The organism is Variovorax sp. V118, from assembly GCF_041154445.1.
GTDB lineage: Bacteria > Pseudomonadota > Gammaproteobacteria > Burkholderiales > Burkholderiaceae_C > Variovorax > Variovorax boronicumulans.
Genome location: NZ_AP028663.1, coordinates 4,764,908 through 4,783,657, shown reverse-complemented (window position 1 = coordinate 4,783,657; position 18,750 = coordinate 4,764,908). Strand labels below are relative to the sequence as shown.

Annotated in this window: 11 protein-coding genes; 6 read left to right on the top strand and 5 right to left on the bottom strand. The window is 62.3% G+C overall.

Annotation, left to right across the window (positions count from 1 at the left end; all coding sequences use genetic code 11):
• Positions 1-50: 50 nt before the first annotated feature.
• Genes ACAM52_RS22245 through ACAM52_RS22235 form a run of 3 tightly spaced genes read right to left on the bottom strand, consistent with a single transcriptional unit; the run spans position 51 to position 3,499 of the window.
• Positions 51-1,034, bottom strand: a complete 984-nt coding sequence (locus tag ACAM52_RS22245) for a hypothetical protein (RefSeq protein WP_369631457.1) — start codon at positions 1,032-1,034, stop codon at positions 51-53.
• Between the two features lie 33 nt (positions 1,035-1,067).
• Positions 1,068-2,270 (bottom strand): O-succinylhomoserine sulfhydrylase, encoded by a 1,203-nt coding sequence (locus ACAM52_RS22240; protein WP_369631458.1) that lies wholly within the window; start codon positions 2,268-2,270, stop codon positions 1,068-1,070.
• An 11-nt stretch (positions 2,271-2,281) separates the two neighbouring features.
• Positions 2,282-3,499, bottom strand: a complete 1,218-nt coding sequence (locus ACAM52_RS22235; protein ID WP_369631459.1) for an MFS transporter — start codon at positions 3,497-3,499, stop codon at positions 2,282-2,284.
• Positions 3,500-3,807: 308 nt separating this feature from the next.
• On the opposite strand from ACAM52_RS22235, the gene ACAM52_RS22230 reads away from it, so the two are divergent.
• Together ACAM52_RS22230 and ACAM52_RS22225 are read left to right on the top strand one after the other, a co-directional pair.
• Positions 3,808-4,974, top strand: a complete 1,167-nt coding sequence (locus tag ACAM52_RS22230) for an IS630 family transposase (protein ID WP_369631460.1) — start codon at positions 3,808-3,810, stop codon at positions 4,972-4,974.
• Positions 4,904-5,197, top strand: coding sequence for a hypothetical protein (locus ACAM52_RS22225; RefSeq protein ID WP_369631461.1), 294 nt, complete (start codon positions 4,904-4,906; stop codon positions 5,195-5,197). The genes ACAM52_RS22230 and ACAM52_RS22225 overlap by 71 nt, the downstream gene beginning before the upstream one ends.
• Before the next feature lie 132 nt (positions 5,198-5,329).
• On the opposite strand, the gene ACAM52_RS22220 is transcribed toward ACAM52_RS22225, so the two are convergent.
• Together ACAM52_RS22220 and ACAM52_RS22215 are read right to left on the bottom strand one after the other, a co-directional pair.
• A complete protein-coding gene (locus ACAM52_RS22220) occupies positions 5,330-5,947 on the bottom strand; it encodes a hypothetical protein (protein WP_369644604.1) in 618 nt (205 codons plus the stop codon).
• 65 nt (positions 5,948-6,012) lie between these two features.
• Positions 6,013-6,441, bottom strand: a complete 429-nt coding sequence (locus ACAM52_RS22215) for a GNAT family N-acetyltransferase (RefSeq protein ID WP_369631463.1) — start codon at positions 6,439-6,441, stop codon at positions 6,013-6,015.
• Positions 6,442-6,976: 535 nt separating this feature from the next.
• Here ACAM52_RS22215 and ACAM52_RS22210 point away from each other — a divergent pair.
• From ACAM52_RS22210 to ACAM52_RS22195, 4 genes are all read left to right on the top strand, one after another.
• Positions 6,977-14,455, top strand: a complete 7,479-nt coding sequence (locus ACAM52_RS22210; RefSeq protein WP_369644603.1) for a filamentous hemagglutinin N-terminal domain-containing protein — start codon at positions 6,977-6,979, stop codon at positions 14,453-14,455.
• Positions 14,443-15,954 carry a hypothetical protein gene (locus ACAM52_RS22205; protein ID WP_369644602.1) on the top strand — a complete coding sequence of 504 codons (1,512 nt, stop codon included), beginning with the start codon at positions 14,443-14,445 and terminating at the stop codon, positions 15,952-15,954. The genes ACAM52_RS22210 and ACAM52_RS22205 overlap by 13 nt, the downstream gene beginning before the upstream one ends.
• A gap of 6 nt (positions 15,955-15,960) precedes the next feature.
• Positions 15,961-16,926: a hypothetical protein gene (locus ACAM52_RS22200; protein WP_369631465.1), complete on the top strand. Its 966-nt coding sequence runs from the start codon at positions 15,961-15,963 to the stop codon at positions 16,924-16,926.
• Between the two features lie 131 nt (positions 16,927-17,057).
• Positions 17,058-18,743, top strand: coding sequence for a ShlB/FhaC/HecB family hemolysin secretion/activation protein (locus tag ACAM52_RS22195; protein ID WP_369632729.1), 1,686 nt, complete (start codon positions 17,058-17,060; stop codon positions 18,741-18,743).
• Positions 18,744-18,750 lie beyond the last annotated feature (7 nt).

Genomic DNA, 18,750 nt, shown 5'->3' with positions numbered 1-18,750 from the left:
TGCTGAGCTTGGTGGCGTCCGTCGCCCGGTGGGCCGCGGCATCCCCAATCTCAATGGCGCGTCGTCAAGGACCGGTGCAGCGCACCGAAGGCCTTGCCGACACGGGCGTTGTAATCGAGCATGACTTCCTGCAGGCGCCGGCTGTCGAACTCGACGCCCCGGGTGCGAGAAAAAAGCTGCGCCGCGGCCAGGGCATGCAGGCCGTGCTTGTTCTCCACCTCTCCTGCATGGCCGATCACATAGCCTTTGGCATTGCGCAAGCTCGTTGCATCCTCGAGAAGGTCCGGATTGGAGGAGAGCAGCTTGTCCTCGATGTGCTGCGCGATGAAATTGAACTCACGCCCGTTCCAGGTTTCCGAGGCCACCGAAATCATCATCGCGTGGAGGATCGATTCGTTGTGGCGTGAGGAATTCAATGGGGATTTGTGCTCGGCGACACCCGCGTCGTAGAGAAATTCCGAAAACTCATTGCACTCCGGAACTTCGTACCGGATGTCCACCCAGTCTTCGGCGTCGAGCGCCGCGGTCAGGTAGCCGTACATCCCGTCGTGCCCCTTGTGCCCGAGTCCGAAGTCGTCCTTGGCGACCTCGTGCATGTGCGCCATCGCGCCGTGATATCCGGGTTGCTGTTCGGCGGGGATGGAGATGGCATCCGCCGACAGGCGCATGATGATCTTTGCCGAAACCAGGCTCGTGGTCTTGTGGGTGTTGTACCAGCCGTTGAAAAATTTCAGCAAGCCGGCATCCACGACCTCTTTTTCCAGAAATGCCTTGAACGTGCTTTCGGCATGAATCTCGGCCTGCCGTGTCGTCGGATGGTGCAGCACCTCCTGCATCGCCTCCTGAATCTCGGATATTTCTTCGATGCGGACATTTTTCGGTGGCGCGTTGAAATCGGCCGAGATCTTGCGCCCTGGTATCTGCAAGGCGTCGATGTGCTTCGGCAGCGCATTGATGAACGACTCCCCGAATTCCCGCATCGACTTTTCCTTGGCGGCGGCTTCGATTCGGCGAGGTTGGATCTCCAGACTCATGATTCGTCTTCCGTTGATTGGGATTGAAGAAAGTCAACCATTCAGCCCTCTGAGAAGGTCGGACTTCAGGTCGATGGGGTCCTCCAGGCCGATCGACAGCCGGACCAGGCCTTCGGTGATTCCCGCCAGCGCCCGCTCGTTCGGGGTGATGCGCGAATGGATGGTCGAGGCCGGATGCAGGATGGTCGATTTCACATCGCCGAGATTGGCCGTCCTGGAAAAAAGCCGGGCTCGATCCATGATGCTCCAGGCCGTATTCCGCTGTGCTTCCGGTGTGTGACCCCGGACTTGAAAGGAGACCACGGATCCGCCGGAGCGTTGCTGCTCGCCGGCCAGAAGGTGTTGCGGGTGCGATGGAAGTCCCGGATAGAACACGCGATCGACCTCTGGAATCGTTTCCAGCCATCGGGCGAGTTCCAGCGCGCTTTCGGATTGGCGATTCAATCTGATCTGCAGGGTTTCGAGGCCTTTGAGCAGAACCCAGGCGTTGAATGCCGAAAGCGTCGGACCGGTCAGGCGGACAAAAGGAAATATCGTTTCCTTGATGAATTTGTCCCGGCCCAATATGGCTCCACCCAGCACGCGCCCCTGTCCATCGATCAATTTGGTGGCCGAGTGGATGACAACATCGGCGCCCAGGCGGATCGGGTTTTGAATGGCGGGCGAGCAGAAGGTGTTGTCCACCACGAGCAACACGCCCTTTTCGTGAGCGACGTTCGCAATCGCCTGGATATCGCCGATCTCCATTAATGGATTCGACGGGGTCTCGAGAAACAGGAGCTTCGTGTTGCCTTGGATGGCCTGCTGCCAGGCGGAAACGTCCGTCAGGGGCACGAACGTCGTTTCGACCCCCACTCTCGGAAGAAAAGCGGAGAGCATCTGGATGGTCGAGCCGAACAAGCTCTGGGAGGCGATGACGTGATCGCCTGTCTTGAGCGTCGAGAGCAGCAGGGTCAGGATCGCGCTCATGCCCGATGCGGTCGCAATGCAGGCTTGCGCCCCTTCCAGTGAAGCGAGCCGCTCCTGGAACATCGATACCGTGGGGTTGGAAAACCGCGAGTAGTAGAAGCCCTTTTCCGAGTTTGCAGCCTGCCGCGCGATGCTTTCCGCACTCTCGAAGATGTAGCTCGAAGACAGGAACAGGGACTCCGAATGCTCCTGAAACTCGGAGCGCATCACCCCGTCGCGCAGAGCTCTCGTTGAAAATTGCAAGGATCGATCGTCGGAAGCAGTCATTGAAACCTCGGTCAGTTCGTGTCGACAGATGCTGGAGTCAGCGCCGGAAATATTTTTCCTTTCAACATCGCCATCGAGAGAAAGGAAATTGCACCCAGTGTCAGGAGGAAATAAAGAGACAGCCCCACCTCCAGGGAATTCATGATGAATGCAAAAAATGCGGGAGCCACGGCCCTTGCCAGCATGGTGGCCGACTGGATATAGCCTTGGGCGGCACCGTAGGCCTGAGCCTCGAAGAACTCGGTCGTGATCAGAGCGCGGGAAATCAACCCCGCTCCGAGAGAGAGACCGTTCAGTATGGAAAATATATAAAGAAGCGTTGTGCCCGGAGAAAAGGCGATGCACACCGAAAGAGCGATCAGGGAAATGGCCTGAAATCCCATGGCACACACGCCCAAACCGTAGTAACTGATCTTCTGGCTCAGCCTGCCGACCATCAATACCCGTATCAATATCTGAGCCGGTCCGACCAGGGCCGCCGTGAGGACGGACTCGTGCATCGAATAGTTTCCCCACAGAAGCAGCGGAACAAGCTGGACCGCCAGTACTGCCGATATCGCTGAGTTCGTCCCGAAGGCCGCGAGCATGAGTAAGAGCTGCCTGTTGCGAGCAAGCAAAGGCGACCTGGGGGGACGTGATGATGAGTCGGCAGCAATGAAGTCCGGATGCCTCCGGGGAACATAGGCAAGATGAAGGGCGGCACAAAGCAGGTTGAGTGCGGCCAGCACCCTTAGTGAATCGCGCCATCCGAATTCGGCGATCAGATAAGAGCAAAGCGGCAGGAAGACGGCGCCAGAGGCCGCGGTTCCGAGCGAACAATACAAGATGGCCTTGCGCCCGATCTCCATCCCCATCTGAACGAAGACCGCGTATGCGGTTTGACTCAGAACAGCTGCCATCGCTACACCCAGTCCGATCCAGGCGACAGCAAAGATCATCGGGTTTTCATTTACCGAAAGCGCAAGCAGGAGGACGGAAGACAATGCGGCACCTACCGAGAGCGGAAAAAATCCGCCCCACCGGTCGACCCATTTCCCGATGGGGATGGCGCAAAGCCCGCTGACGCCTAGGGCGATAGAAAAGGACGTCACGATGAACGTCTTTCCCCAGCCGAGTTCACGATGGATTGGATCGATGAAGAGCGTGAAAGAGGAGTAGATCGTCCCCCACAGAATGAACTGGCAGATCGATATTGCGGCAATGGCTATGCCGAGGCGCTTGATTCTCAAGCGGCGCTCCTGCCGATTTTTTTCGATGCTTTGATCGTATCTCTATTAGTCATATCGATCCCTGGAAAGAGGTGCGGCACCGGGGCGGTGCAATGCAATCGTTGCGTAAGCGTAAGGCCGTTGCATTTCTTCGGAAAGAATCCCTTCAATGCTTCTTTCTTGCTAATTGACGCCGCATATCTATATTTGACAAAGTTTCAACTGCGGTGAAGTTCATCAAGCCCGTTTCGGGCAGAAGCTCGCCGCCCTAGTACAACATCCCTCAAATAGATTTTCTATTGTGGGGTGTTGAGGTAAGCTCAGTTCTCGTGAGTCCAGGCCGTCCAGCACAGGTTGTCAAACTGTCGAAGAAGGAGCGCAATGCGCTGCAGGCGCTGGTGCGCCGCGGCACGGCGCCGCAACGGGACGTGGTTCGCGCCCGGATTGCCTTGATGGCTCACGAGGGCCAGACGAATGCGGCCATTGCGAGCACACTCGGACTGTCATTGCCCAGCGTATCGATGTGGCGCGCTCGCGTGGACAGTCAAGGCGCGGAAGGCTTGCGCGAGGCGCAGCGTCCGGGGCGACCGCGACTGATCGGGGATGCGCAGAGGCTGCAACTGCTGGCGTTGGCGTGCGAACCGGCCGAGCGATACGGCCGCTCGACGCCGACGCTGGATGAACTGTGCGAACGGGCAACCGCGCTCGGGGTGGTCGAGCAGATCAGCCGCAGCCACATGCAGCGCATCCTGCAGGCGGCCGAACTGCGCCCCCACCGGGTGCGACAATGGCTGCACAGCGTGGATCCGCAGTTTCGTGAGAAGGTCAACGCGATCTGTGCGCTGTATCGGCGGGCGCCCAAGGACTCGGTGGTCCTGAGCATTGACGAGAAGACGGGCATCCAGGCCATCGAGCGCAAGCACTGGGACAGGCCACCGAGCCTCGCGCGAGTGCGCCGGCAAGAGTTCGAGTACATCCGGCACGGCACCCAGGCGCTGACTGCTGCGCTGGAGGTGCATTCCGGGCGCGTGCTGGCACGCTGCACGGATCGCCGCACACAGGACGACCTGGGGGGCTTCATGGAGCAGGTCGCCCGTGCCTATCCTCGTGGAACCGTGCATGTGATCTGGGACAACCTGAACACCCACCGCGCCTACGGCGTCTGGAAGGACTTCAACGCGCGGCACGGCGGTCGCTTCGTCTTCCACTTCACGCCCTTGCATGCCAGTTGGGTGAACCAGATCGAGCTGCTGTTTGCCATCTACACGCGGCGGATCCTTCGTCACGCCAGCCATCGCTCCACAGAACATCTGCGACAGCGCACGCAGGAGTTTGTCGCCCAGCGCAATCGCTCACCCCAGCCCTTCAAGTGGACGTTTGCCGGCTTTGAGTTGCAAACTGGCCAACCCAAGAGGTTCCCTTCCGATGCCCACACTACTGGCCCAAGCACGCGCCGACGAACTCCAGCGTCAGCTGGCTCGACTCATCGGACATGAGCAGGCGCGGGTGCGCCCCTACGGCAAGCACCTGCTGATCCAAATGCACCGCGACGACGATGTCGACACGGTGGCTCGCCTGACGGAGCTCGCTCGCAATCGATACACCGCTGCGTTCCGTAGTCATACGGGGCGCTGGGAGCCCTTGCCCATCAACGGCGACCTCGAGCAAGCGGCCGATTCGATCGTGACGCTGCTGGCACCGTTCTTGGCTGCTGAATAGACAATATATTTAGGGGATGTCGTACTAGGACGGCTTCTGGCCGATAGTACCCATTCGCGCGAGGCCGCGGGATGTCGGCAATCGCTGCGAAGCGGCTGAACAAGTCGCCAGTCGCCACAAAGCAGTCGTTCACTACGCCACTTTTTCCGCGTGCCGTGCGGCGATCCAGGACAACGCTCCGACGTCGGCACCGCCGGTTTCCACGATCTCGGTGCCTGCCATCATCAGCCCATAGCCGTGCTCGTGCTCCCAAGCGCAACTGAAGTCCAGTCCAATATAAGGCGCGCCAGCGACGGGGTGCAGATTGATGTTGTTGAGCCGGACCAAAGGCAACAGCGTGGCCTCATCCCAGCACTCGGGAAGTCGAAACGCATCGTCAGCCAAGACGGTCGAACCCTCGATGGCGCGCAGGGACGGCAGATCGGCCAGCATGGCCTCCAACACTGCGCCGAAAAAGGCGGCGTCGTTCACGAGCAGCCAACGTGCTGCCTCAATCATCGCCGCGCTGGGCGCAGAGCCGGATCCGTCATCGTTCTCGAAATAGGCGACCACTTCACCGAAATCAGCAATCCGGTCGGACTTAGCGTAGCCCCGCATTGCGGCTCGGGCGGTTGCATCGCGAAACCTTGCCGTATGAGGCAATCGCAAGGCCGTCACCCAGGCACACCAGCTTCCCTTGGGCCCATAAAGCATAGGCAGGCCTGGCACGTTCAGCGGAAGGTAGCTGGGAGGGATATGGGCGATGTTCATGGTGCCAGAGGCGATAGTCGAAGGACCGGTTCAGGCCGCCTACCGAAGCAAGCTTGCAACGTAGCTCAGTGCGCCAGCAATTTCTTCATGGAGGCTAGGTAGAAGCCAGACGCATAGTGGTCGACGCGCGCGTACTCCTTGTAGCCGTGCTTAAGGTAGAACGCCGGCGCCTGCCACTCGAAGGTGTCGAGCTTGGCGTTCGTCGCACCCAACTCGATGGCCTGCCGCTCGGCCTCGGTTAGCAGGCGGCTGCCCAGGCCCGAGCCGCGCACGTCGGCTTCGACAAACAGGACTTCGATGTTGAGCCAGTAGAGAAAAACGAAGCTTCGCAGCCCGCCGAGCAATCGGCCGTTCCCGTCCCTGGCGTTGAGCCGGATGTACTGCTGCTCGGGATACTCACCGACGAAGCCGTGGTTGTAGAGGCGTAGCTTGCGGCCGAGTTCGCCGGAGCGGAGTTCTTCGGGGGTGGCGGCTGTGATGGTGATGTTTTCCATTTGGAAGAAGGGTAACGAGGCCGCGCCTCCGAGGTCGGCTTTTGGCAGACTGTAGCCGGACACTTTGGTCTTCAATAGGCGCCGCACCTGGGCATACAGCCATCCACATCATGCAGCTTACCTTCAGCGACCACGTTTTGCATCTTGCAGACCTCGTTGAAGCTCCAGACCTCAAAGGCATCACCCGGGATCGCATAGTGATTTTTTGAACTCGACCACTCCGAGAGGCGACCGCGTTGAGAGACCGCTTCTCTGATCGAGCCAGTTTTTCAAGTGCAGAGTATCTCGGTATTTGGTTTTGTCGCCGGTAGACCTCGCTTTAACACGGCGGAGGCCAAAGGCTTATTGAAATCAAAACCTAAGTATTAGTCGAGGGAGCCATTGAGATTTGCAGATGCTCTATCCGTGACGTTGTGCTCACGGCTGACATAAGGCACCCCTGCGTATTGACCGCTCGCCCCTGAGAATTGGACTTCGACGTGTTTCGATACAGAACCGTCGCGGTTAGCCAAAAAAAACACAGGGATGTCAGAGCATGAATCGCCAGCTTCACCGCGTCATTTTCAACGCTGCCAGAGGTATGCGGATGGTGGTTCAAGAGACTGCCACGGCCACAGGCAAAGCCTCGAGCAAGGCCACGACGGTAGCAGGCGGTGCACTGGCCGCCGCCGCTGCCCTTGCCCCCATGCTGATCGGTGCCGCATTGGCGGGGATGCTCTCGGCGACGTCGGCCCATGGGCAGATCGTGGGCGCGCCCAACGTTCCTGGCAACCTGCGCCCCACGGTGCTGGTGGCACCCAACGGCGTGCCCTACGTCAACATACAAACGCCCTCGGCCGCAGGCGTTTCCCGCAATGTCTACAACCAATTCAATATTGGAAACAACGGCGCGATCCTGAATAACAGCCGGGTCAATGTGCAGTCCCAGCTCGGGGGCTACATACAGGGCAACCCATTCCTGGCCACAGGACCCGCGCGAATTATTGTCAACGAAGTCAACGGCGGGAATCCAAGCCAGATTCGCGGCTATCTGGAAGTTGCGGGCCAACGGGCCGAGATCATCATCGCGAACCCGGCCGGGATCAACATCGATGGAGGCGGCTTTATCAACGCGTCTCGCGCAACGGTGACCACGGGCACGCCGCAATTCAACGCCATCGGCGGCCTCGACAGCTTTCTCGTGCGAGGAGGAACAGTCACCATCGATGGTGCAGGCCTCGATGCCAGCAAAACAGACTACGCGGCCATCCTCGCTCGCGCCGTGCAGCTCAATGCTGCAATCTACGCCACCGATCTCAAGGTGGTCACAGGCGCAAACCAGATCAGCGCCGACCATACGCAGATCACTCCCACGACGGGCACGGGCGCAGCACCCACCTTCGCTCTCGACGTTGCTGCATTGGGCGGCATGTATTCCGGGAAGATTGTGCTCGTGGGCACAGAGCAAGGGCTCGGAGTGCGCAACGCCGGCAACATCGGCGCGAGCGCCGGAAGCCTGGTAGTCACGGCCTCGGGCCGTCTGGAGAACACTGGCACGCTGGAAGGCCAGAGCGTGCAGCTCGCGAGCACGAGCAGCGACATCGTCAACCAGGGAACGATCCGCCAGACCAGCATGGCCTCGCTGTCGCTCGCGGCGCCGATGGTCTCCAATGCGAATGGGGGCTGGATCGGCGCGGAGCCCGTACCGGCTCCCACAACCGACGGAGGCAGCACCGGCACAACCACTCCAGGCACGGGTTCGACCGGATCGACGGGCACCGCGACACCGACAGACGGCACGACGACCGCTGGCACGCCAACACCGGCTCCCGCCGTAGCGCCAGCTCCCATCGAGCCTGGCCGCATTACTGCAGCAGGCGCGATCAGGAACGACGGCGGCAAGATCTACGCAGGCGGTCCCATCACCTTGCAAACCGCCAACCTCGTGAATAGCGGCGGTACGTTATCCGTGGCGAGCATGGCCCTCAACCAGCCGGGTTTCAGCAACGAGCGCGGAACGCTCAATGTCTCGGGGGCTTTCACGGGCAACCTTGGCACCTTCAGCAATGCGGGTGGTGTGCTGCGCGCCGGCAGCCTGGACATCGCCACGGCGGGCGACTTCGACAACCAGGACGGCGTGCTGACCAGCGACACCGATGCGAAGCTCACAGTCGGGGGCAGCGCCAACAACGCGCGGGGGGCGATCTCAGCAGCAGGCGCACTGACTGCCAATGTCGCGGGCGCCACCACCAACACTGCCGGGACCTTGGCCTCGAACCAGGCCCTGACGCTCCATACCGGCTCGCTGGATAACTCGAAGGGCAGCATCCAATCGGCGCAGGCGGGCGTGCAGCTCGCGGTAGCAGGTGCGCTGGTTAACGGCGATGGCGGCTCCATCAACACAGCCACCGACCTGGCCATTCAAGCGGGCTCGCTCTCGAATGGTGGCACCCTGCGGGGCGCCAATGACGTCAACGTCACAGTTGGAGGCACGCTCACCAACGGCGGCAGCATCACCGCAGGCCGCAACACGACACTCGCGGCCGAGAATGTCCAAAGCAATGCCGCAGGCGTGATCGGTGCTGGTATCCAGAGCGACGGCCAGTTGGCCACCGGCCAAATCGCGCAGGGCACGCTGCGCGTCACCGCAACCGGTGCGCTGGTTGCCAACGGCACTAACCTCGCCGCAGGCGACGCCGCGTTTCAGGGGGCGAGCGTCGATCTCTCCGGCAAGCAGACCAGCGCCGCCAACATCGCCATCGTCGCGACCCAGGGCGATGTGAACACCAGCAAGTCGGTGATCACCACGCCTGGCATGTTGAGCATCGTGGCGACCGGCGCGTTGACGAACGTCGAAGGCGTGCTGGCTGCCAACGGAGCCACGCAGGTCGATGCCGCCAGCCTCGACAACAACCATGGCACGTTGGCCAGTGTGACCGGCGATCTGCGCGTCACCACCAGCGGCACGACCGACAACACCTCGGGCAGCCTGCTCGCGGCAGGCGCCACCGTGCTTGCGAACAGCGGCCTTGTGAACACCGATGGCAAGGTCAGCGGCCGCAGCCTGGCCGTCGACACGCACAACGGGACCTTGCAGAACCTGCGCGGAACGCTCACAGCAGGCAGCACCGTCGATCTGAGCACGGGCTCCATCGTGAACGACGCCGGCCTGATCCAGTCGGGCGGGGCGATGACCATCGACACGCATGGCGGCACGCTGGGCAACACCAACGCCGCCGGCTACGCGAACGGCCAGGGCGGCATCGTCAGCGCCGACACGCTGCGTATTGCCACAGGTGCCGCGGGTTCCTTCGGCCGCCTGGACAACGGTGCTGGCTTCATCGGCTCGAAGAACGCGCTGACTGTCAGCACCGGCGAGTTTGTCAACGGCAGCGGCGGCCTCGTGCTGGGTCAATCGACGCTCGCCATCGACACGCACGGCGCGATCTACGACAACCGAGGTGGCCAGACGCTGGCCGTGGGCGATCTGCAGCTCGACGCAGGAAGCATCCGGAACGCGGGCGCCTTGATCCGTTCGAGCGCCACGACCACGCTGCGTGCGGGAAGCGTCGACAACACCGCCACCTCCGGCACCGATCAAGGCATCGAGGGCAAGAACGTCGGGATCACGGCCACGACCGTCAGCAACGCATCTGGCGCCATTCGCGCCGATGTGAACGTCACGCTCAACAGCACAGGCCTCGTCGACAACGGCGCCGGCGGCCTGGTCTCCGCAGGCGATACCGTCAGCATCACCGATCCGAACGGGGCGTTGGCTGGCGCCAAGACCTTGAGCGTGACCAACGCCGGCACCCTGCTCGCGGGCAAGACACTCACCGTCGATGCTGCCTCGCTGACCACTACGGGCAAGCTGCTCTCCCAAGGCGACATGAACCTCGCCCTGACGCAGGACGTGACCCTCGCTGCGGGCACCGAGACCATTGCGAACCACGACCTGCGTATCGCCACCAGCGGCAACATCGCCAACAGCGGGCGCATCGCCGCCGGCAACGACCTGTCGTTGTCGGCCACCAACATCGAGAACACCGCCACCGGCGACATCCAGGGTTCCACCACCCATCTGAGCGCCACGGGTACGGTGACCAACCGGGGCGTGATCGATGGCGTCGTGACCCGCATCGACGCAGGCACGCTGACCAACATCGGAACCGGCCGCATCTACGGCGACCAGATTTCCATTGGCGTCGACACGCTGAACAACCTTGCCGAGACCGTCAACGGCGCCACCAGCGCTGCCACCATCGCGGCACGAACCCGCCTGGACATTGGCGCTAAGAACGTCAACAACCGCGACGGCGCGCTCATCTTCAGCGACGGCAATCTCGCCATTGGCGGCAGTCTCGATGCGCTCGGCCATGCCACCGGCTCCGCCACGAGCATCGACAACCACGCCGCGACCATCGAGGCCACCGGCAACGTCGATATCAAGACCGCCACGCTGAACAATACCAACGGCGGCGTCACCTGGGCCCTGCAGCCAGGTTCGCCCCAGAACTTCGTCGAATACCAGATTCCGGGCGGCAGTCAGCGCTGGACGGCCGACGAAGTGCTCATCGGCTTCGGGGGACTCGTCCGGATTCCCGACACCGGATGGAACGGGTGGGCTGCCGACAGTGCGTCCAACCCTTTGAGGGCCGGCAGCGACCCCTATGCGCGACTGCTGATTCCTTCGCCGGACTACCCTCTGGAAAAGTTCCGCGCCTATTACATGCGAAGCCCGGAGAGCAGCCACGACCGGACGTTCCAAGAGTGCACTGTCGGGCAGGACAGCACCTGCCATCCGGTGCTCGTCCCTGGTGCTTGGTACTCGCGCACCGATCCGATCTGGGCCACCTTTGGCGTCACGCCGCCGGCCGAGGACTTGCCCGCGGATTTCATCGGCCGGCGCTACCCCGACATCACAGTGGGGCAGGCGGGCATCACAAGCTGGGACACCAGCGAGCCTCCGCACGAGGTATTCATGGCTTTCGACCACCCGGTCACGCAAGCCGAGTACGACCAGTGGCAGGCCTATCGCGCGGCACACAAGGCGCTGGACAAGGCCACGCTGGCCTTCATCTACACGATGACGGGCTCGCCCGCGATGGCGACAGACTACAAGCCAACACGCTTTTCATCGACCTTCGACGCCTACGTCTACACCGTCACCTCGTCCACGCCAGTCCTGCAAAGTTCCGCACCGGCCAAGATCATCGCCGGCGGCGCGATGAACATCCAGGTGGGCAGCGGCACCAACGAGAACAGCCAGATCCTGGCTGGCGGGGCGTTGACGGTCAGCGGCGGGACTATCCAGAATGTCGGCTTGACGGTCGATGCACCCACCGTGCGGGTCGGCACAGTGCTTCACAGTTACGTCGAGGAACACTCCGGCGACGATGAGCGAGTCTACCAGATCGCGCCGTACAACCTGACGACCAACGGCACGGCCACGCTCTCGGCTGCGCGTCAGCAGGGCAATACCGCTGTCGCCGTTGGCACCCCGGGCCTCGGGTCCCTGTCGGTGGGGCAGACCGGGGCCAGCGCGCAGGCCAGCGGCGGCGTTGCAGGTGGTGCGCGCGTCAATCCCATCATCGAGGTGCCGTCGACCGGTGGACCAGGCGGAACCACAGGTGTCGCAGGCGCCACCATCGTGCGCACCAGCGTGCCGAACACGGCGGTTCCCAGTGCGAGCCTGTTCAGGACCTTGACCAACCCGTCGAGCCATTACCTGATCGAGACTGATCCGCGCTTCGCCAACTACCGCAACTGGCTCAGCAGCGACTATCTACTCAACAACCTCGGGCTCGATCCGAACAACACGCTCAAGCGCCTGGGCGACGGTTTCTACGAGCAGCGCCTGATCCGCGAGCAGGTGGCCCAGTTGACCGGCTTCCGGTTCCTGGACGGCTTCGAGAGCGATGACGCGCAGTACACGGCGCTCATGAACGCCGGGGTGACCTTTGCGAGGCAGTACGGCCTGCGCCCGGGCATTGCACTGACGGACGCGCAGATGGCCCAGTTGACCAGCGACATCGTCTGGCTGGTCGAGCAGACCGTCACTCTGCCCGATGGCAGCACCCAGCGCGTGCTGGTGCCCCAGGTCTATGTGCACGTCAAACCCGGTGACATCGACGGCTCCGGTGCGCTGCTGTCCGGCCGCAGCGTGGACATGCGCTTCACCGGCGACCTCACGAACGCTGGCGGAACGATTGCAGGTCGGCATGCGGTCTCGCTCTCGGGCGACAACATCAGCAACCTCGCGGGTCGCATTACGGGCGAAGATGTTGCGCTGACCGCCAGGACCGACATCAACGTGATCGGCGCCGTGGTCGATGCCAGCAAGAGCCTGACTGCCGTGGCGGGACGCGACATCAACGTGGTGACCACCACCCGCGATTCGAGGAGCCAGGTGGGCGCGCTGCCTCGCTCGGATGCATCGAGCGGCGTGAAGCTCGGCGCCGTCACGCTGGACCGCGTAGCGGGGTTGTATGTGACCAGTCCGGGCGGAGACCTGACTGCCGTGGCAGGGCGCGACATGAACTTGGTCAGCGCCGAGGTCAAGAGCGCGGGCGATGCGACCCTGGTCGCCGGACGCGACGTGAACCTCGAGACCGTGACGACCGGGCGCACCGAGGACATCCGCTGGAGTTCCAATAACTCGCGCAAGAACGAGGAGAGCAAGGAAATCGGGACCGCTGTCAGCGGCGCTGGCAATGTGAGCATCGGCGCCGGCCGCAACCTGACCGGCAAGGCCGCGACCTTGAGCGCGGGTGAGACGCTCAGTCTCAGCGCAGGTGATCAACTCACCCTTGTTGCGGGCGAGAACCAGACATCGGCCGCCACGAAGGACGCACAGAAGAGTGGCATGACCCACTCCAGCTTCAATGCCGATAGCCAGGAGACAACACTGGCGCGCACCACGCTCGCCGGCAAAGAGATCCAGCTCAAGAGCGGCGGCGACATGACGCTAGGCGCCATCAAGGCCGACGCCGACAAGATCGATATCGAGGCCGGCGGCAAGCTCAACCTGCTCACGCAGAAAACGACCAAGGCCGGCAGCAGCAACGAGAACGACGGCGACGGGGCCTGGGTGTCGGCCAAGAGCAATGGCCGTTCGGACGAGACCAGCCAGTACAACCTGTTCAACACGCTGAACCTGAACATCAAGGCCAGCGGCGGGGTGACCGCGCAACTGGGTCAGAACGCCAGTCTCACGGATCTGGCCAAGCAGCCTGGCATGGCCTGGGTAAACCAGCTCGCGTCCGATCCGGCCTTCGCGAACAGCGTGCAATGGGAGCGGGTGCAGGAGGAACACAAGAAGTGGGCGCAGAGCCAGACGAGCCTCGGGCCGGTGGCCTCCGTCATCGTCAGCGTGGTGGTGGGGGTGGCCACTGCGGGAGCTGGGTCTGCCGCAGTGGGAACGGCAACCACAGCCACGACAACCGGGACCGGCATCGCGGGAGCGATGGGGCTGTCTGCCACGACGACCAGCATCGCAACCGCAGCGATGCAGGCCGGCATCACTGCGATTGCCAGCCAGGCGACGATCTCGTTCGTCAACAATAACGGCGATCTCGGGAAGGTGTTCGATGAACTCGGCAAGAGCCAAAGCGTCAAGAACATCCTGACGGCGATGATCACGGCGGGTGCCATCCAAGGGCTGAGCGTCGGCAACGTGCTGCCGGACAACCTCGCCAATGCGACGAATGGCAAGGCGCTCTTTACCGACCAGTTGCAGCGCCAACTGCTCGACGGCGCCGCCAGCGCGGTGATACGCAGCGCGATCAATGGCACGAGCCTGGAAGATGAACTCAGCCATGCCATCTCGACCGCGCTGCTGAACACCGTCGCGGCGCAAGGCGCCAACGAGATCGGAGACTTGCGGGTCAATGAAACCTTGAACGTGTACGGCCAGCAGGTGGCGCATGCCGTCCTGGGCTGCCTCGTGGGTGCAGGACGGGCGTCAGCCGGAGGCAGCACAGCAGCGGCGGTGGATGCGCGGCAGGCGCCATCGGCGCGGTGGTGGGCGAACTGACGGCTGCCGCGTTCAACCCCACAGGCAATCCTGCGCTGGCCGAACAGACGCTCCAGGCGGCCACCGTGATGAGCGCGGTCGTCGGCGCGCTGGCGGGCGGCAGCGCGAGCGCGGGCTACATCGCGGCGGCGGCCGGGGTCAACGCGGCCGAGAACAATTTCCTGCTGCACAGCCAGGCCCTTGCGATGAAGGAGGACTTTGCGGCTTGCGCCCAAAAAGCCGGCGGTTGCTCCGAGCAAGAGATCAAGAACATCACTCAGACGTATCTGAAGCTCTCGAGCGACAACATCGATGCCGTCGGTAAGTGCGTTGCCGCTGGGGATGCGGCTTGCGTGCGGCGGCTCGAGGGGCAGGCTGCGACCGCGAGCGAAGTGGATGGCGCGATTCCCGTGGGCTACGGGGACATCTCCAGGGTGTTCCAGGGACGGCAGAACAACGTCAACAACTACGGCTCCGTGAAGGGGGCGCAGAGCCTGTTTGGGTCGGACGAACAGCAGGCCCAGGAAGTCGCGCAGTTCCGGCAGGCCAACTGTGCCACGAGGTCGGCGGCCGATTGCAACGCCATGGTCGATCAGGCTATCAAGGACCGTTACGCGCGCGCGGGCACTCTGATGCTGGCGGGCGGCGCCGCAGGCGCGGCGGCGACGCGGTTGGTCGGCCTGAAAGTGCCGGCCAGCGTCAAGACACCGATCAAGCCGGGTGTTGTTGCGGATGACCTTCCACCCGGATTCACGAGGGGATCGGGCGGAAATGGACGCGTCGTCGGCGACATCGATCCCGTCACGGGGGAGTTCCTGCTGAACACAGGCGGCAATGCGGTGGCGCTGCCGTCGAGCTATGTGCCGATGAGCGTGGGCAACCTGCCGACCGGGTACCAGGGCGTGCTGAACGTAGGCACGGGCGAGATCATGATGATGACGGCGGGCGGGCAAATTTTGCCGCTACCGGCCAATGTGGCAAGTACGTTGCCCAATCCGCAGGCTCTGCCGAATCCGGCCGCGACGCCGCAGCCGGTGTCGAGCCTGTTTGGGCAAACGTTAATCGGGCCTGCGGTCTCGCACACGCCGGGGCGCCAAACAGGCGTCCTTGGTGAGGATGTCGGACTGCAGACGCTGAATACTCGGACGGGGTTGAACTTTGCGCCGTTGCAGAACAACAGCAACCAAGGGGCGGACGGTGTCGCCCTTGACCACAACACAAGAACCATCTACGTCGCGGAGGTGAAGTCCTCGCAGAACGGGGTTGACAATGCCGCCTCGGCCGAGGGCAATCCTGTAACTCTTTTGCAGGGCTGGGTACGCGATTCGCTGAATCCTCCTCAGGGGCAAGTGCCTGGTTCTACTTGGCAATCTCAACCGTCAGAGAATATTGCTTTGGCTCGATCAATTCAAAGAGCTACCAATGCTGGTTATCGAGTAGTTGGTGTGCAGGTTCAAGTGGGGGTTCCGGCGCCTGGGGTGAGTGGAATTCCTCAAATTAAGATAAACCCATGGCCATAGAAATTTATGAGAATTATTAAAGAGCCGGTTCGTATTGGCGTTGATCCGCGCTGGATGACTCGTAAAAAAATTATTCAAGGGATCGAAAGAACGACCCCATGGGATATGAGTGAAGCGGAAGAGTACAGCGCGAGAGTCGATAAGGAAAATACTCTCAATATACCTCCGACCGCTTCTTTTTACCCTGTTGGCGCTCGATTGCTTGCCAAAGCTGAAGCGCTTGCGTTAAGCAATCAGCCTTGGGAACGAGAGGCGGTGGGTGCTTTGGGGTATCTGAAGTTTGGATATCAGTTGTACTATTTCTGGCATCGCCAGTTCCGAAGACTGTTCTTGAATCCAAATCAACCTTTGCGGATGTTCGATTGGGAGTCCACAACGGAATGCATGGCAAGGTATTTCATCTTGGGGCAAATCGATGAGGCGGTGTACATGGGCTATATGACCCATGCAGCATTGAATCAAACCTTTCAGCTCCAGCTCTCTTACGAGGGGCAGCACCGTCGATGCCACGCTTTCATGTTGCGCCTGTTCGCGGACTGGCGCGGCGATGCCAGTCATGATTGGCCTGCATTTGCGCACGAGGAGCCTCTGTATGAGGGGCTTCTTGCCCTTTGGCGAGAACCGGACTCCGAATCGCTCAAGCCGTGGCTACTGGCAGCGTGTGATCATCACACGCAAGGACTCAAAAAGGGAGAGGAGGCGGCGTTTACAGATTGCGGCGGCTTCCCGCGAACACCTTTGGAGATTCTCTTGATATTTCGTTTGCGCGAACTGATCGGGCTCTCCAATCCCGTGCTCGATCATCCGCTGATGGAAGCTCCCTTTGATCGTTTTCCAGAGACCCCGCCTGCGTATGTGCCGGATAGGCTGACGCTTGGGACGTTGGAGCGGGTACGCCAGGACTGGCCGAATTTCGATCAGGAGGTAGAGCTCAGCTCACTGATCGACTTGTCGCGGACTCCTGCTGTTTAGCCACCAAAAAAGCAAGCGACGAAGTGCGTGACGCGAGTCGAGAGGTCGACGGCGATTCCTGCAAAGCCTTGCGACTTTTTCCCATGACGCATTTGAAAACCGGCTTTGCTGCAGCCGTTGCCATCCTGCCGATGCTCGCATCCGCACAGCTGGCGAGCACACCGCAACCTTTCGTCGAACAACAGCGCCAGCAAGAGCGCGAACGTGCGCTGCGCGAGCAGAACGAGCGCACCGTCGACCAGCGTCCGCAGGCCGCACCACCGGCGCCCACGCAGCGCATCCCCGAGTCCGAGTCCCCGTGCTTCCGCATCGACCGCGTGCGGCTGGTTGGCGAGCAGTCCGAAGCCTTCCAGTGGGCCGTCGCTGATCTGTCCGGCTCCGACGGCAACGACTCGCCGGTCGGCCGCTGCCTGGGCACGGCCGGCGTCAACGTGGTGCTCGCGCGCGCCCAGCAAGCCGTCATCACCAGGGGCTGGGTCACCACCCGCGTGCTGGCCGCGCCTCAGGACCTCTCGGACGGCACCTTGACCCTGTCGCTCGTGCCCGGCCGCATCGCTGCCATCCGCCTGACGCCGGATTCTTCATCGACGCTGCTCGGCAGTGCCGCCTTGCTGACCACCGCCATCCCCGCACGGGTAGGTGAACTCTTGAACCTGCGCGACATCGAGCAGGGCCTGGAGAACCTGAAGCGCGCCCCGACTGCCGAAGCCGACATCCAGATCGAGCCGTCGACGGCCGCGAACGCCAGGCCCGGCGACAGCGACCTGGTGGTCAAGTACGTGCAGTCAAAGAAGTGGCGCGTCACCCTGAGCCTGGACGACAGCGGCACCAAGGCCACCGGCCGCTACCAGGCTGGGGCCACGGTGTCGGTGGACAACCCCTTCGGCCTGAACGACCTGTTTTACCTCAGCGCCAACCACAGCATCAACAGCCACTTCCTGTCGGAGCCGAGCTACGGCACCGAGGGCCAGACCATTCACTACTCGCTGCCTTACGGCTATTGGCTGCTGGGCTTCACCGCCTCCAACAGCCAGTACCACCAGAGTGTGGCCGGCCTGAACCAGGACTACGTCTACGCCGGCAAGACCAACAATGCCGAGGTCAAGCTCTCGCGCCTGCTCTACCGCGACCAGCATCGCAAGACCACGGCAGCGGTCAAGGGCTGGCGCCGCGAGTCGCGCAACTTCGTGGACGACACCGAGGTCGAGGTGCAGCACCGCGTGGTCGGCGGCTGGGAGCTCAGCCTGAACCACAAGGAGTTCATCGGCGAGGCGACGCTCGAAGGCACGCTGGCCTACAAGCGCGGCACCGGTGGCTTTGGCTCCCGCACCGCGCCCGAAGAAGAGTTCGGTGAGGGCACCTCGCGCCTGAAGCTCTACACCGCCGAGATCAGCGTCAACGCGCCGTTCAAGTTGAGCGACCAGAAGTTCCGCTACTCGGGCCTGATCCGCGCCCAATGGAACCGCACGCCGCTGACGCCGCAGGACCGCTTCGCCATCGGCGGGCGCTACACGGTGCGCGGCTTCGACGGTGAGACCAGCCTGATGGGCGAGCGGGGCATGTTGATTCGCAACGACATCGGGTGGACCATGGGGCAGAGCGGGGCGGAACTCTACGCCGGCATGGACTACGGCCATGTCGGCGGGCGCTCCACGGCTGACCTTCTCGGCCGGAATCTGGCCGGCGCCGTCATTGGCGTGCGTGGCCAGTGGAGCAAGCTGAGCTACGACTTCTTCATGGGGGCGCCGATCTCCAAGCCCGAGGGCTATCGCACTGCCAAGGTCACGCTAGGCTTCAACTTGAATGCCAGCTTCTAGGTCAACA

Bases quoted from the DNA above. Each gene is read 5' to 3' on its own strand.
- ACAM52_RS22200 (WP_369631465.1), top strand. From the start codon at position 15,961: ATGAGAATTATTAAAGAGCCGGTTCGTATTGGCGTTGATCCGCGCTGG.
- ACAM52_RS22245 (WP_369631457.1), bottom strand. From the start codon at position 1,034: ATGAGTCTGGAGATCCAACCTCGCCGAATCGAAGCCGCCGCCAAGGAA.
- ACAM52_RS22225 (WP_369631461.1), top strand. From the start codon at position 4,904: ATGCCCACACTACTGGCCCAAGCACGCGCCGACGAACTCCAGCGTCAG.
- ACAM52_RS22210 (WP_369644603.1), top strand. From the start codon at position 6,977: ATGAATCGCCAGCTTCACCGCGTCATTTTCAACGCTGCCAGAGGTATG.
- ACAM52_RS22240 (WP_369631458.1), bottom strand. From the start codon at position 2,270: ATGACTGCTTCCGACGATCGATCCTTGCAATTTTCAACGAGAGCTCTG.
- ACAM52_RS22220 (WP_369644604.1), bottom strand. From the start codon at position 5,947: ATGAACATCGCCCATATCCCTCCCAGCTACCTTCCGCTGAACGTGCCA.
- ACAM52_RS22215 (WP_369631463.1), bottom strand. From the start codon at position 6,441: ATGGAAAACATCACCATCACAGCCGCCACCCCCGAAGAACTCCGCTCC.
- ACAM52_RS22195 (WP_369632729.1), top strand. From the start codon at position 17,058: ATGCTCGCATCCGCACAGCTGGCGAGCACACCGCAACCTTTCGTCGAA.